Annotated in this window: 14 protein-coding genes; 6 read left to right on the forward strand and 8 right to left on the reverse strand. The window is 67.9% G+C overall.

Annotated elements, in window-relative coordinates; translation table 11 throughout:
• Positions 1 to 154: 154 nt before the first annotated feature.
• Complete coding sequence (locus tag D5R93_RS12640) at positions 155 to 2,158, reverse strand: alpha-amylase family protein (protein ID WP_119835420.1); 2,004 nt, start codon at positions 2,156 to 2,158, stop codon at positions 155 to 157.
• A 75-nt stretch (positions 2,159 to 2,233) separates the two neighbouring features.
• A complete protein-coding gene (locus tag D5R93_RS12645; protein WP_243106817.1) occupies positions 2,234 to 2,893 on the reverse strand; it encodes a methylated-DNA--[protein]-cysteine S-methyltransferase in 660 nt (219 codons plus the stop codon).
• A 260-nt stretch (positions 2,894 to 3,153) separates the two neighbouring features.
• On the opposite strand from D5R93_RS12645, the gene D5R93_RS12650 reads away from it, so the two are divergent.
• From D5R93_RS12650 to D5R93_RS12670, 5 genes are all read left to right on the forward strand, one after another.
• Positions 3,154 to 4,008, forward strand: coding sequence for a hydroxymethylpyrimidine/phosphomethylpyrimidine kinase (locus tag D5R93_RS12650; RefSeq protein WP_119835419.1), 855 nt, complete (start codon positions 3,154 to 3,156; stop codon positions 4,006 to 4,008).
• 148 nt (positions 4,009 to 4,156) lie between these two features.
• The gene (locus D5R93_RS12655) at positions 4,157 to 4,534 is read left to right on the forward strand and encodes a PadR family transcriptional regulator (protein ID WP_120205572.1); all 378 of its coding nucleotides are present in this window, start codon (positions 4,157 to 4,159) and stop codon (positions 4,532 to 4,534) included.
• A gap of 7 nt (positions 4,535 to 4,541) precedes the next feature.
• Positions 4,542 to 5,438, forward strand: a complete 897-nt coding sequence (locus D5R93_RS12660; RefSeq protein WP_182911322.1) for an ATP-binding cassette domain-containing protein — start codon at positions 4,542 to 4,544, stop codon at positions 5,436 to 5,438.
• On the forward strand, positions 5,435 to 6,160 hold the full coding sequence (locus tag D5R93_RS12665) for an ABC transporter permease (RefSeq protein ID WP_243106818.1): 726 nt from the start codon (positions 5,435 to 5,437) through the stop codon (positions 6,158 to 6,160). Before D5R93_RS12660 ends, D5R93_RS12665 begins: the two co-directional genes overlap by 4 nt.
• Before the next feature lie 75 nt (positions 6,161 to 6,235).
• Positions 6,236 to 6,463, forward strand: a complete 228-nt coding sequence (locus D5R93_RS12670; protein ID WP_120205575.1) for a hypothetical protein — start codon at positions 6,236 to 6,238, stop codon at positions 6,461 to 6,463.
• Here D5R93_RS12670 and D5R93_RS12675 read toward each other — a convergent pair.
• From D5R93_RS12675 to dnaB, 6 genes are all read right to left on the reverse strand, one after another.
• Complete coding sequence (locus D5R93_RS12675; RefSeq protein ID WP_119835604.1) at positions 6,460 to 7,053, reverse strand: 4Fe-4S single cluster domain-containing protein; 594 nt, start codon at positions 7,051 to 7,053, stop codon at positions 6,460 to 6,462. The two genes, D5R93_RS12670 and D5R93_RS12675, sit on opposite strands and share 4 nt — an antisense overlap.
• Positions 7,053 to 8,003, reverse strand: a complete 951-nt coding sequence (locus tag D5R93_RS12680) for a ComEA family DNA-binding protein (protein WP_162933981.1) — start codon at positions 8,001 to 8,003, stop codon at positions 7,053 to 7,055. Before D5R93_RS12680 ends, D5R93_RS12675 begins: the two co-directional genes overlap by 1 nt.
• Complete coding sequence (locus D5R93_RS12685) at positions 7,984 to 8,211, reverse strand: DUF2997 domain-containing protein (RefSeq protein ID WP_119835415.1); 228 nt, start codon at positions 8,209 to 8,211, stop codon at positions 7,984 to 7,986. Before D5R93_RS12685 ends, D5R93_RS12680 begins: the two co-directional genes overlap by 20 nt.
• Positions 8,208 to 8,663, reverse strand: coding sequence for a hypothetical protein (locus D5R93_RS12690; protein ID WP_119835414.1), 456 nt, complete (start codon positions 8,661 to 8,663; stop codon positions 8,208 to 8,210). Before D5R93_RS12690 ends, D5R93_RS12685 begins: the two co-directional genes overlap by 4 nt.
• Before the next feature lie 25 nt (positions 8,664 to 8,688).
• On the reverse strand, positions 8,689 to 10,392 hold the full coding sequence (locus D5R93_RS12695; protein WP_205570061.1) for an AAA family ATPase: 1,704 nt from the start codon (positions 10,390 to 10,392) through the stop codon (positions 8,689 to 8,691).
• A gap of 215 nt (positions 10,393 to 10,607) precedes the next feature.
• The gene (dnaB, locus tag D5R93_RS12700; RefSeq protein WP_120205582.1) at positions 10,608 to 12,020 is read right to left on the reverse strand and encodes a replicative DNA helicase; all 1,413 of its coding nucleotides are present in this window, start codon (positions 12,018 to 12,020) and stop codon (positions 10,608 to 10,610) included.
• Between the two features lie 574 nt (positions 12,021 to 12,594).
• Between dnaB and D5R93_RS12705 the strand changes: the two genes are divergently transcribed.
• On the forward strand, positions 12,595 to 14,097 hold the full coding sequence (locus D5R93_RS12705; RefSeq protein ID WP_120205585.1) for an MATE family efflux transporter: 1,503 nt from the start codon (positions 12,595 to 12,597) through the stop codon (positions 14,095 to 14,097).
• The last annotated feature ends 154 nt before the right edge of the window (positions 14,098 to 14,251 follow it).

The raw sequence follows: 14,251 nt of genomic DNA on the forward strand, positions 1-14,251 counted from the left end.
GCCCGGTCCGCAGCCCGCGTCGGCCACACCTCACGGCGACCGCGCCCCAGCCCGGACCGGCACCAGCCACCCCTCAGCCGCAGCCGCCGTCGGCCGTACCCGGCCTGCGTATGGCACCGGGTCCCTCGGTCTACCGCCCCGGCGCAGCTGCCCCTCAGTCCGTGGCCCGCACCAACCACCAGGCGGCGTAGGGAGGCACCGGTACCCGCCCGTCCCCGGCCCCCTCCAGGGAGGTCGAGCCGAAGGGCACCGTGTCAGTCAGGACGTCGGTGGCCCCCATGACCCCTAGCTCGGCCAGCCGGGCGGCCGAGACCGAGCGCCAGTCAGGCGTCACGTTGTACACGCCCACGAAACTGCCCCTGGGGTGGTCGCGGTGGGTGAGGAGCACACCGGGGTCGTCCACGTCGTCGACCTGGGTGCGCACGCTGGCCTCCAGCTGGGGCAGGCTGGCGCGCACGCGGGCCATGCGGACCAGGTCGGTGAAGACCCGCCCCTCCACGGTGGAGCGGTTCCAGCGCTCAGCCACCCGGGCGTCATCGAGCCGGGGACGCCCGGCCCAGCGGCAGTCCGCCTCGTGGCCGGGCTCGGCGTCCCAGTTGGGGTCGTTGGGCTGGGCCAGCTCGTCCCCGCTCCACAGCACGGGAACTCCTCCCCACCCGTAGAGGAGGGCGTGCGCCATGCGCAGGGCGTGGATCCTCTCCTCGCGCCATGTCCACAGGTCCTCGGCCTGGTGCGCAGGAGTGTCGTCGGTGACGCCCTCCCAGGCCTCTGCCGCAGCCTCCAGCCCGATGAGGGAGGCGGCGGTGCCTGCGATGCGCCGGTCCCCGGTGATCGGGTTGTGCTGGAAGACCAGCCCCCGGGCGTCGCTGGTGGGATAGGCCCCGCAGTACCAGTCCGCCAGGAAGGCCCGGTGTCCGAACCCGGACAGGCCGACGGCGGCAGCGTCGCCGTCGTCGATGGCCCAGCCGATGTCGTCGTGGCAGCGCAGGTAGGTGATCCAGGTGGCGGTTGAGGGCTCCACGGGCAGGTTCTGGAGCGCCTCGACCGCCAGGGTCGTGTCCCGGGTGGCAAGCATGGACCAGACCTGGACCATGAGGGAGTTGTGGTAGGCCAGGTCGGAGACCTTGCCGGTGTACCTGCCCTGCCCCAGGTACTGGAGCAGCTCGGTAGGAGCCACGATCGCCTCGGCCTTCAGGTCGAGGGCCGGGCAGGCGATACGGGTCAGCGCCCGCAGGGCTGCGGTGACGGCGTGGACCTCAGGCTGGCCCTGGCAGTCGGTGCCCTTGCGCTTGATGGTGAAGGCGATGGCGTCCAGGCGCAGCACCTCCACCCCCCGGTTAGCCAGGTCCAGCACGATGTCGGCGAACTCTTCCATGACGCGGGGGTTGCGCCAGTTGAGGTCCCACTGGAAAGAGTTGAAGGTGGTCCACACCCACCCCGCCATGTCCTCGTCCCAGGTGAAGCTGCCGGGCGCGAAGTCCGGGAAGATCTCCGGGAGGGTCTCCTCGTAGGCGTCAGGTTCGGTGCGGTCGGGATAGACCAGGAAGTAGTCTCGGTAGCGCTGCTCCCCGGCCCGCGCCCGCGCGGCCCACTCGTGCTCGGCGGCCACGTGGTTGAGCACCAGGTCCACGACCAGGGAGATCCCGGCCTCACGCAGATGCGCCGTCAGGTCCTCCAGGTCCTCCATCGTACCCAGGTCCTCGCGGACGGACCGGTAGTCGGCCACGGCGTAGCCGCCGTCGGAGTCGCCCGGCCGCGGAGTGAGCAGCGGCATGAGGTGGAGGTAGGTGACGCCCAGCTCACGCAGGTAGTCGATACGCTCCTCTACGCCCCGAAGCGTCCCGGCAAAACGCTCGGTATAAGCTGCGTAGCCGATGCGGCTGGGGTCCTGGACCCAGGAGGGGTCCAGTGTGCGGGCCAGGTCCAGCCGACGCAGCTCGGGGTCACGGTCGGCGTAGGCGTGCGCCGCCTGCTCTACCAGCGTGAGCGCGGTATCCGCCCCGGCATCACCGTAGAGGGTCGTCAGACCGTCAAGCAGGTCCGGATACCAGCGCTCGACGCGCGTGAGAAAGATGTCTCTCTCTGCGGCCTCAAGCGGGTCAAGAGCGTGAAAGACGAGATCGTAGAGGGTCTCGGGGACGGGGGCGGCGCTGCTCATGGACCTATCTTCCACTGCGGACGGCCCGAAGGAAAGCGCACGGGCGGACACCAGGGAGGTCGTGCTCCATTCCCGCTAGGGCCTGGCCTCACGTGCAATCAGGCTCGTCTTGACGCCCACCCCGTAGCGGAAGCCGCCGAGGGAGCCGTCGGTACGCACCACCCTGTGGCAGGGAACAAAGAGCGCAGCAGCATTGAAGGCGCACGCCCCGGCCGCCGCGCGCACGGCACGGGGACGTCCGCAGCGGGCGGCGTAATCGGCATAGCTCAGCACAGCCCCCGGCGGGATCCCGCGCAGAACCTCCCAGGCCGCCTCACGAAAGGGACCTGAGCGCTGGACCACCGGCACCCGGCCGGGCGCCTCCAGCTCACCGGAGTAGTAGGACTCCACGGCAGCCAGTGCCTGGCTGAGCGGGTCGGAGTCGCCGATCTGCGGACCGGGTGGACACGACCCGCTGGCGGCCGCGGAAGATCCCTCCAGCCCCGGGGACAGGCTCTCTGCACCTGGACGCGCGCCCTCGTCGGTCGGAAGCAGGTCAGCACAGACCAGCTCCAGGTCCTTGGCACCCGGTCGCAGGCTGGGGTGGATAAGAGCCAGCAGGTCAGCCGGGTCGGTAGTCCACCCCGATGCCAGAACCTCCCGGCCCACGACAATCGTGAAGGGGCCGTCCGGGGTCTGCGTCGTGGCAGCACGAGGGCGGTACGGACGAGGAGGGTCGGGGTACACCATGGGCATGAGGCACTCCTGTGTCGTCTCCGGACCGTGCCTGGGCCGTCTCCAGTGTCCCCGGTATCCCCAGGCACCTCCGGAGCAGGCACGGACCCTGCCTCCAGTTCGCGCGTCATTCTGGCATACCAAGCGTCCAGGTACCGGACTCACGCGTCGAGCGGCTGGTCGGCACAGTGCCTGCCACCGTCCGGGCGCACGCCGCCACCCCCACCCCCGGCAGCCGTCTTTTGTTGGCCTGGGCACCTGTCCGGGTGCAGGCTAGTGCCATGACCCAGACACCCACGACGGCCCCGACGGCTCTGACGGACCGCATCACCACTCCCCCCATCGCCCTGGCCATCGCCGGCTCGGAGGCCTCCGGCGGCGCCGGGGCGCAGACTGACCTCAAGACCTTCCACCAGTTGGGAGTCTTCGGCTGCACCTCACTGACCTGCATCGTATCCTTCGACCCCGCCAACGACTGGGCGCACCGTTTTGTCCCCGTGGACCCGCAGGTCATCCACGACCAGATCGAGGCCGCCACGGCAGTACACGGCCGCATCGACGCCGTCAAGATCGGCATGCTGGGCACACCTGCCACGATCGACGTCGTGGCTGAGGCCCTGGAGCAGCACCGCTTCCCCCACGTGGTCGTGGACCCGGTCCTCATCTGCAAGGGCCAGGAGCCCGGGGCCGCTCTCGACGTGGACAACGCGCTGCGCCAAAAGGTCCTCCCCCTGGCTGACGTCGTCACCCCTAACCTCTTTGAGAGCCAGGTCCTGGCCGGCGTCGAGGAGATCACCACGGTTGACCAGCTCAAGGACGCCGCCAGGCGCATCCACGACGCCGGCGCCCCCCACGTCGTCGCCAAGGCCGGCACCCTGCTGGGTACGGGCACGGCGCTGGACGTCTACTACAACGGCAGCGACCTGGAGGTCCTGGAGGTGCCCGCCGTGGGACAAGAACGCGTCTCAGGCGCGGGCTGCACCCTGGCGGCAGCGATCACTGCCGAGCTCGCCAAGGGCGCTACGCCGTTGGAGGCTGCCCGTACCGCCAAGGACGTCGTCGTCAGTGCCATCGAGAACAGGATGCACGGCAACGCGCCCTTCGACTGCGTCTACCAGGGGGCCTACACAGCCTGACACCGGAGCGGACGCACACCGACGCTCAACAAGGCCAGCCACCTACCGGGCCGTGTGAGGCAGCCGCCTCCAACGGCCGCGCACTCACTGCGCTGGTGGGCGCCGCCCCGGTAGACAGGCTGTCTGGTTACTAGGTAACCTACCTACCATGGCGACCCCACCCGTCTCAACGAACCTCGTACGCGGGCTCCTGGAACCCTGCCTGCTCTCCCTGCTGGAAGTCGGCCCGGACTACGGACTGTCCCTCAGCCAGCGCCTGGAGACCAGCGGCATCGGCCCGGTACCCGGCGGCACCCTCTATCCGGCGCTGCTCCGCCTGGACCGACGCGGCCTAGTCACCACCTCCTGGAGGCCGTCCCCCTCCGGACCTGCTCGCAAGTACTTCGAGCTGACCCCGCTGGGTACCTCCGAGCTCGCAGAACGTCGCCGGGAGTGGCGGCGGCTGTCGGCAGCACTGGGAGGCGTCATCGAGGGAAACGCACAGGAGACACATACCAGCGCAGACGAAGCCGAGACGAGAGGCTGATACAACGGTGCCCCTCAACAACCCGTGGCTACGCCCCAAGACCTCCCGGGACCACCCAGCCTCCTCCGACTGGCTGCGCTCCTTCACCACCGAGCTGACCTCCCTGGGCGTAACCGCCCAGCAGCGCGAGCAGCTGGAGACGGACACTCGGCTGGAGGTCGAGGCGGCAGACCTGCCACCAGCAGAGATGTACGGACCGGCCGCCCTCTACGCCCGCGAGCTTGCTGCCGCCCTGCGCAGCAGCGAGCCTGCCCGGCAGCCGCTTCCCCCTATGCCGCCTCAGGAGGTCGTCCTCCGCCTGACTGACATCTGCCTACGTCGGGGGCGGCGGGCTGTCCTGGACCAGGTAAGCCTGGAGCTGCGTCGCGGGGAGGTCCTGGCGGTAGTCGGGACCAACGGCGCCGGCAAGTCCTCCCTGCTCCAGGTCTGTGCCGGGATCCTCAGGCCAACCAGCGGTCAGGTGGAGCGCTGCCAAAGCTTCGGATACGCTCCCCAGCGCGACGCCCTGGCTCCGCTGCTTACCGTCGACGAGCACCTCAGCCTGTTCGGGTGCGCGCGCGGGGCCACAGGCTCCCGAGCCCGTGCCACCGGATACCGGCTCCTCTCCACCCTGGGGTGGAACGCCCGGGGCGCCCAGACTGTGGGCACGCTGTCCGGCGGGACCCAGCAGAAGGTCAGCCTCAGCCTCGCCCAGCTCGACGCCCCTCACCTCCTTCTTCTTGACGAGCCCTACCAGGGCCTGGACTCCACAGCCTACGAGGACCTGTGGGAGCTGATCAGGACCTGGAGCCGGGCGGGCACCGCCATCCTTCTGGTCACCCACCTGCTGCGCGACGTCGACCGGGTGGACCAGGTCATCGAGCTGGCCGCCCTTGACGAGAGGACACAGGAGGCACACCGATGAGAACGCCAGCGACGACTCCCTCCATGGCCGGGCTGGTCGCGCAGGTCACTGTGCACGAGCTGTTTCGCCGCCGGGGAGCGCTCGCACTGACCCTGCTGCTGCCGCTGACCTTTTACCTGGTCCGCCTGGACACCCACTGGACGGCGCTGCGCCTGCTGGCTATGGGCTTGGGGTGGGCTGTGGCGACCCTGGCCCTGTTCACCCAGGTCTCCTCACGCCTCATCGACCGGCGGCTGGTGGTGGCCGGGGCGCGTCCACAGTCGCTGTGGGCCGGGTGCCACCTGGCCGTCCTCCTGCTGGGGTGGGTGGTGGCTGTGGTCTACGCCGCCCTGGTGCTGGGTACTGCGGGCGACGACCTGGAGCACCCAGGCGCCGTGGTCGTCATGCTGGTGCTGACCGCGACCGCAGCCGTGCCGCTGGGCTCACTGGTGGCGGCGCTAGTCCCCCGGGACCTGGAGGGGGCGATGCTCCTGCTCGCAGTCATGGCTGTCCAGCTGCTGGTCGACCCTGAGGAGGAGTGGACCCGGATCCTGCCCCTGTGGTCCGCCCGCGAGCTGGCCAGCTACGTCGTGGAGCCCCTGGGAGCGCAGGCAGGCGACTACCTGGCCAGGGGCGTGGGCCACGCAGTGGCCGTCACCGCCGTCCTGCTGGTGCTCAGCGCAGTGCTGAGCAGGCTGCGGCTGCGCGTAGTGACACCGCCACTGCCTGCGGAACCGGGGTAGGCGGCTGGCTGCACCGAGGCAGGGGAGGCCGACACCTGGGCGTATCCGGTTCGGGCTGCCGTCACCCTCCCAGGTGTGCTGCCCGGGCTAGCGCGGGCAGCCGCGCAGCGCACGCACAAGCAGGTCACGGCTGCCGACCTGGGCGGCTTCACCGTGTGGGTCTCGGCCGTCATCGCGGACCAGGGCGTGGGCGAGCACAACCTTGGCAGCAAGCCGTCTCCGACCAGCAGATTGAGGCACGGCTGCGAGACCGAGGGCCTGACCACGCGCTCGGATGCGATCCGAGCGCGGAGTCTTGGCTAGAGCCTTTCAAGAAGGGCGTCAAGGGCGTCGGTGCTAGCCCAGCCGTTGACGCTGACCGCGCCAGTAGGGTCAACACGCACCTCAAGCCGGTCCGGGACAGAGTCAAGGCGTGAGACGAGCCTGGCGTATCGTGGAGTCAGAGCGTGGAACCGCTGGTTGACCGACCCGACCCAGGGGCGCCGGTGGTCAGGCACCGCGATGTCAAAGGGCCCGTCAACAAGAAGGTCCGTGTTCGCCAGAAGCCCTGCGACGCCGGGAGCGCGGGAGCACCTGAGCCTCTCCAGCCAGTAACCGGTAAAGGTCATGACCGTCTGGCCGCGACGCCGCACAAGGTAGGCAAGCCGCGCAAGAGCCTCTGGCTGCTCGAAGGGCTCGCCCCCAAGGAAGGTAACACCCTCGACATCCTCGGGAATCCGTTGAAGGAGGCTGTCGGGCTCGACGGGTGTACCGCCCCGCTTTCCCCACAGGTGGGGGTTGAAGCACCCTCTGCACCGAATTGTGCAGCCTTGCACCCACAAGGCGGTACGCAGCCCCGGCCCCTCGGCCCTCGTCCGCTCAAGAAGACGAGCGAGCAGAATAGGGTCACTCATCACAGGTCAAGCAGGCGACCGCGCTGACCGCCCCGGTCCTTCCCGGACTCACTGCCCCTGCTGGGCTCACCACCCTTCCTGGCCTCCTCGTTCTTCGAGAACTCGCTGAAGACGACCCGCTCACGCATCCGAAAGACCTGGTGAGGCTGGAGGTCGGCCGCGGACACCAGGTCGTCAAGGTCGCGAAAGCCCCCGAGCCGCTGGCGGGCTTCAAGGATCCTGTTGATCGCCTCTGCGTCAAGAGAGCCGATGGTCTCCAGCTCCGAGGCCCCAGCGGCGTTGGCGTCAACTACGCCTGTCGAAATGTCTACCTGCCGTCGGGAGGAGCGGCGTTCATCAGCGCCCGGAACCGAGACCTCCTTGAATGGGTCAGCCGGCGATTCAGCCGAAGCCTCGTGGTGCCCGTAGTACCGCGACATGTCAATTCCAAGATCAGACGACCCGAGGCTCAGGTCGGCAGGCGACGCCGCAGACCCTCCACCAGCCCGATAAAGGTCCTGGGAGCGGGACCACTGGGCCTCGGATGGCGTTCTGCCACCCGAGAAGAGGGGATCACCCCACCCTAGGCCAGTGTCACGCCCTACCAGCCGCGCAAGCGCGTCCTCACGCTTCATGACGGCACGAAGGACTGTACGCCGCATGATGAGTGCGTGGGAGGTCCCCCCGATCCAGCAGATAAACATGAGCGCCCCGAACATGTTCTCCATGAGGGAGGCATACTCCGGCACGTCGTCATAGCCAGAGGAGAACCACAAGCCAGTGGTAAGAACGAGCCAGACGGCCACAACGCACCAGAACCGCCTGGACTGCACCATCATGCCGGCCCAGATCCACCCAAGAAAGGAAAATATCCCCAGACCGGCGGCAACAACAACTATCCAGGCGGAGTGCCTGAGCCTCCACCCGAAGGGCTTCTGAGCCAGCAGGGCGTCAATTCTGTCGACCGGCAACAGTGGTCTCCTCAGTAGTATCCTGCTGGCTCACGCCCTGGGCCGCGTAGTAGTCAGCCGTAAACGCGCTCTCTGTCGCGACCGCCTCAAGGATATCCTCAAGAACGCCGACCTGCGGAAGACAGGAAGAGCCGACGAAGCCGATCGTCTCGGCATCCACCGTGCCGTCAGGCCCCACTGAGACCTTGAGGTACCTCCGCGCACTCATCTCGCCCCTACCTCCATCATCAAGGTGACAACACGGTCGTCATCAACAGTCTCGGACTCGATACGCATACCAGCGGCAGGAGCACGGTCCCGCAGTCGCTGGACCACGGCCTGCTGCACCCTGAGACCATAGGCGCGGTCAAGATCCTCAACAAAATTGCGCGCAAGATCCGGGGAGTCCGGGTCAGCAAAGTGGATCGTCCACAGCCCGTCGCTGTCACGGGTCAGGACAAGGGGACCAACGGAGGTCGCACCGGCAAGCCGCCCCTCCTCAGTACGCTGCACTGACACACCCAGGTCATGCAGGGCGTCAACAAGCAGCCCCTCGTCACGCATACGTGACCTCACACCGACCGTCCGCCTCGGGTGCGACGGGGTGCTGCCCTCCTGCCACGCCTGCCCCACGGTCACAGCGGCCAGGGCCAGGGGGACCAATGTGATGCTAAGACTCATCCGCTCATCCTTCCGCTCAGACTGGTCAGAACTCGACACGGCGGCCAGCTGCGGCAATATCCCCGGCAAGGCCTCCAGGCCCTCCTGGCCCCGACCGCGCCGTAGCCGACCACGTACCAGCCGACCCCCCGGGAAAGGCCCCAGGAGGAGACGCAGGCAGGGACCCGGAGAGGGAGGACGGCCTCGCGCTCGCAGCCACCGCGCGCTCACTCGCCCACGCCCGGACAGCGCTCAGCTGCTCCGCCTGCGTCACGCTCAGAGGAACAGACCTGTTCACCGCGCTCACCAGGTCGTCTCCCGTCAGGGCACGACGGCTCGCGAAGGCGTCGAACAGGGCATCCAGGACCGCCTGCTCAATCTCTGCTCCCGAGAATCCCTCAGAGGTCGCCACCAGGTTCGCAAGCAAGACCTTGTCAAGCACGAAGTCGCTGTGCCGCTCGGCAGCCTGGACGTGCTTGGCAACATGGAGCCTCCAGATCTGCTCACGTTCCTCCTCGTTAGGCAGGTCCACGAAGAAGATCTCGTCAAACCGCCCCTTGCGCAGGAGCTCTGGAGGCAGGTCACGGACATTGTTGGACGTCGCGATGACGAAGACCGGGGCCGTCTTCTCCTGCATCCACGTGAGGAAGGCACCGAAGACGCGGGAGGAGGTTCCGGAGTCCCCGCTCCCGCCGACCCCGGAGAACCCCTTCTCTATCTCGTCCACCCACAGCACGGCGGGAGAAGCCGCCTCAGCAGAACGAATTGCCGAGCGCAGGTTCGACTCGCTGGAGCCGACAAGCCCCGAGAACATCTTGCCGACGTCGAGCCGCAGCAGAGGGAGGCACCACGCCGACGCCACCGCCTTGGCTGTCAACGACTTTCCACAGCCAGGAACCCCGGTAATCAAGACACCACGGGGGGCAGGAACGCCGTAGTAGCGCGCTTCCGCCAGCCACGACCCGTCCCTGCGGCTCAGCCATCTTTTAAGGTTGTCAAGGCCGCCCACGCCGTCAAGATCGATATCGGTGTCGATGTAGTCAAGCAGACCGCTCTTGCGCACCGCCTGCTTCTTCTCCTGAAGAACGGTCTCCACGTCACTGGCGTCAAGTCGGCCGTCCTCAGCCATCGCCAGGGCGAGAGCCCCTTCCGCCTCCGTCTCCGTGAGCCCGACAGCCGCTCTCACCAGGCGGTCCTTGTCCGTCTCCGCCAGGTCGATCTCGAGACGTCGGTTCCCGGCGTTGTCCATGATGAGCTGGTCAAGAATACTACGGATTTCAACCTCGTCCGGAAGCGGGAAGTCGAGAAGGTGAATGTCTTTCTCCAGCTCGGCCGGAATCCGCCGTATCGGAGCGAGGATGATAATCGTGCGCCGCAGCTCCCCGCGCTGGAACTCAGCCGCGGCCTCCCTCAGCTTTCGCACAACTCCTGCATCCGCCGGGCGAGTCCCGTCCCCCAGGTGCGCGTGCAGGTCAAGGAACACAAAGGTTGCAGACTCCCGGGTCTCCATTGCCGCATCAAGCGCCCTGCTGGGATCAGTCGTTCCAGGTGCCACCTTTCCTTCCGGGCCAACAAGACCTGCGGTACAGCTCCAGGTGTGTACCGGGCGCGAGGACGCCAGCGCCGGCCCGGCCTCCAGCGTCTCCCGGATTGCGGCAAGCGCCCGCCTCTCCTCAAAGGTCTCGACATAGATAATCGGGAACCGGGCTTTTGCCAGGACAGAAAGGGACGCCTCAAAGGATGCGGCCACGCTATACGTCCTCTCATGTATGGGGCGGAGCAGGTCCCGGGGAGCGGCTCCCGGGGAAACCGGGCCTGACGCTGCGGCACTTTACTCTCACGCAGTCCCCGTGTCAGTCCATGAGGTAGAGAGTCGTCCCAGCCCTTCCCTCTGCGGAGGTTCCAGCCTGGTACCCGGCAAGGCAGGCGGTGACACACCCGGCAGGCCGCCGCCCGCCCCCGCCCTCACACGTAGGCGGGCTCGGGAGTGATATCGCGGGCCATGTTGGCGAACCTCGACAGGTGCCCCTGGAAGGCCACCGGGATGGAGCGGGTCTGCCCGTTGCGGTGCTTGGCGACGATAATGTCCGCCTCTCCGGGACGCTCCTCCTGGTTGTAGTACTCGGGCCGGTGCAGCAGCATGATGATGTCGGCGTCCTGCTCCAGGGATCCGGACTCGCGCAGGTCCGACATCTGCGGCTTGTTGCCGGTGCGCTGCTCGGGACCACGGTTGAGCTGGGCCACGGCAATGACGGGGATCTCCAGCTCCTTGGCCAGGAGCTTCAGCGAGCGGGAGAACTCTGAGACCTCCTGCTGGCGCGACTCCACCCGCTTGCCCGAGCTCATGAGCTGGAGGTAGTCAACCACCATGACGCCTAGGTTGTGCTGCTGGCGCATCCGCAGGGCCTTGGAGCGTATCTGGGGCATGGTGAGGTTGGGGGAGTCGTCGATGAACAGCGGCGCGTTGGAGACCGGGTTGTAGGCCACGGCCACGTCAGTCCAGTCCCGGTCCTCCATCTGGCGCGAGCCACGCAGCTTGTTCATGTCCACCCCGGACTCGGCGGCCAGGATGCGCATCATGAGCTCCATGCGCCCCATCTCCAGGGAGAAGTAGCAGCTGGTGATGCCGTGGTGGATGGAGGCGCTGCGGCAGAAGTCCACGGCCAGGGTGGACTTGCCCATGGCTGGGCGCGCGGCGACGATGACCATCTGGCCGGGATGGAGGCCCCCGGTCAGCTCGTCGAGCTCCAGGAACCCGGTGGGTACCCCGGTGAGCACCCCGTTGTCGCGGTTCTGGGCGGCCTCGATCTCCAGGTTGGCCTCCCCCAGGAGGTCCGCCACCGGGAGGTAGTCCTCCCGCTCACCCTCGTTGTGGGCTACGGCGTAGACCTCGGCCTCGGCCAGGGTCACCAGCTCATCGATGTCACCGGCGTCCGTAGAGTAGCCGAGCTGGGTGATGCGGGTCCCGGCCTGGACCAGGCCGCGCATGAGGAACTTCTCCTTGACGATGCGTGCGTAGTAGGCGGCGTTGGCGGCGGTAGGGACCGTGGCCATGAGCGAGGCCAAGTAGGAGGCGCCGCCGACACGTTCCAGCTCGCCCCGCTTGGCCAGCTCGTCGGCAACGATGAGAGGGTCGGCGGGCTCGGACCGATTGTAGATCTCGACGATCGCATCAAAGACCAGCTCGTGGGCCGAGCGGTAGAACTCAGGGCCGCGCAGCACCTCAATGACGTCGGTGATGGCCTCCTTGCTCAGCAGCATCCCGCCCAGCGTGGCCATCTCGGCGTCAAGGTCCTGGGGAGGGAGCCGGTCGAATGCAGAGTCCCCCCGGGAGGAGACAGTCTCCCCCGCAGCCTCCGTCCCGTCCGTTCCGTCCATCTGAACCCGCCTTCCTGCGCCCCTGCGTGAACCCGCTCCTAGACATGACCCGGCGCCACCCGGCACGGGTGGATCCGTAGGAGCCCCGGGGGACGAGCGTCGGACTCCCACCCGCACGAGCCCCTGACCGCGGGTTCCAGCAACGGTACTGACGCCGCTATCGGCGCTGCTGCCGTTGCTGCTGCCAGCACTGCCGAGCCTCGCGCGCGCGAGACCATAGCGCCAATGGATCGCACTCGCAAACCCTCAGGCCGGACATCCTGGGGAGAACACCCATAGACCTGTGGACTCCACCCACAGGCTTGGGGACGCCACCCTGATGTCATGGGGACAGCCGTGGGGACCGGAGGTGGTGACCATCGGAACACATCCATCAAACCCTTGTCATAGCAGGCAAAAGTGAGCCCAGGACACCTATAGGAACTTCCCACCGGATCACAATGTGGGTCTGTGGAAAGGTGGGAATCTCTGTGGACAAAGGTCACGTCGAGGTTGAGGTCTACAGCCCCGCGCAGCCTCCGATCACCAGATTGTCAACAGTTTTCCCCAAGGTCACCCCCACTTATGAGCGACGATGTCTGCCGCCACCGCAGTGGGCACAGTAGGACACAATGACACCGTGCACGCCGCTCCCACCGTCCCTAGCCTGAACCGCCGTATCTTGTCCCTGGCGGTACCCGCGCTGGGGGCGCTCGTCGCCGAGCCGGTCTTCGTCCTCATAGACTCGGCCATGGTGGGCCACCTGGGGACTGCCAGCCTGGCGGGGCTGTCCCTGGCCTCGACTGTGCTGACGACCACCGTGGGCCTGTTCGTGTTTCTCGCCTATGCGACGACAGCCACCACAGCCAGGCTCCTGGGAGCGGGGCGCCAGGCCGACGGCCTGCGAGCCGGGCTTGACGGCATCTGGCTCGGCCTGGTCCTGGGTGCAGCGGGCGCGGTAGCCCTGGCTGCCACCGCCCCCTGGCTCGTCGAGGCGATGGGAGCCCAGGCGCAGGTGGCTCAGGCAGCCCGCTCCTACCTGTGGGCCTCTGCCCCCGGTCTGCCGGGCATGCTTGTGGTCCTGGCGGCTACCGGCACGCTGCGAGGACTGTTGGACACCCGCACACCTTTTGTCGTAGCAACAGCAGGGGCTCTGCTCAACGTCGTCCTCAATGCCGCCCTGGTCTACGGCCTGGGCCTGGGGATCGTCGGCTCCGGCGCAGGGACAGCTCTGGCCCAGACCCTGATGGCCCTGGCGCTGGTACGGCCCCTGGTCAGAGCCGCTCGTGCCCGGGGTGTTCCCGTGGCGCCTCGGCGCGCGGGTCTTCGTGCCTCGCTGGGCAACGGGCTGCCGCTCCTGGTGCGCACCCTCAGCCTGCGCACCGCCATCCTGGTCACCGTGTGGGCCGCGACGGCACAGGGGCCCACAGCACTAGCCGCCCACCAGGTAGTGACCGCCGTGTGGAACCTCGCCGCCTTTGCGCTGGATGCCCTGGCGATCGCCGCCCAGGCACTGGTGGGCACCTCCCTGGGACAGGCGGAGGCATCACGAGCCTCCCAGCCCGCTCCGGCCAGAGGCCCCAGCCCAGGAGCCGGTACTGAGGCCCTGGCCGACCCGCAGCACGGGCGGTGGGCAGAGACCAGCCGGGAGGAGGCAATCTGGCAGGTGGATGACGTCTTGCGCCGGACACTGGCGTGGGGGGTGGTGACCGGGACCGGTATCGGCATGGTTGTCGCCGTGTCCAGCCCCTGGCTTCCTCGCCTGTTCACCTCGGAGTCGGCCGTGGTCCTCACGGCAGTGCCGAGTCTTCTGGTCGCCGCCTCTGCCATGCCCCTGGCCGGGGCCGTCTACCTGTTCGACGGCGTCCTCATGGGGGCGGGGGACGGCCGTTACCTCGCCCGTGCTGGCCTGATGACGCTGGTGCCCTACGTGCCTCTGGCGATCGTGGTCAGTCGTACCTGGCCTGCTGACGACCTCGGCAGCAGTGTGCCTGCCCCTGGCCTGCTGTGGCTGTGGGTCGCCTTCGCGTGGGTGTTCATGGGTGCCAGAGCAGTCACCACCGGTCTACGCACACGCGGGAGCGCCTGGCGAAGGTAGCCGGAACACGCGAGTCGGACCGGCAGGTGCAGGCATCCCCAGGTACGCCCAAGCGCACCCCAGGCCTTCAGGCCCGGCCTCCAGCCCGACCTACCATCACGCAGTACCGGGCCTGCCCTACCACCTGCGTGCCACAGGCAGGTGGTAGGGCAGG

The sequence above is a fragment of the Actinomyces lilanjuaniae genome (assembly GCF_003606385.1).
Classification (GTDB): Bacteria; Actinomycetota; Actinomycetes; order Actinomycetales; family Actinomycetaceae; genus Actinomyces; species Actinomyces lilanjuaniae.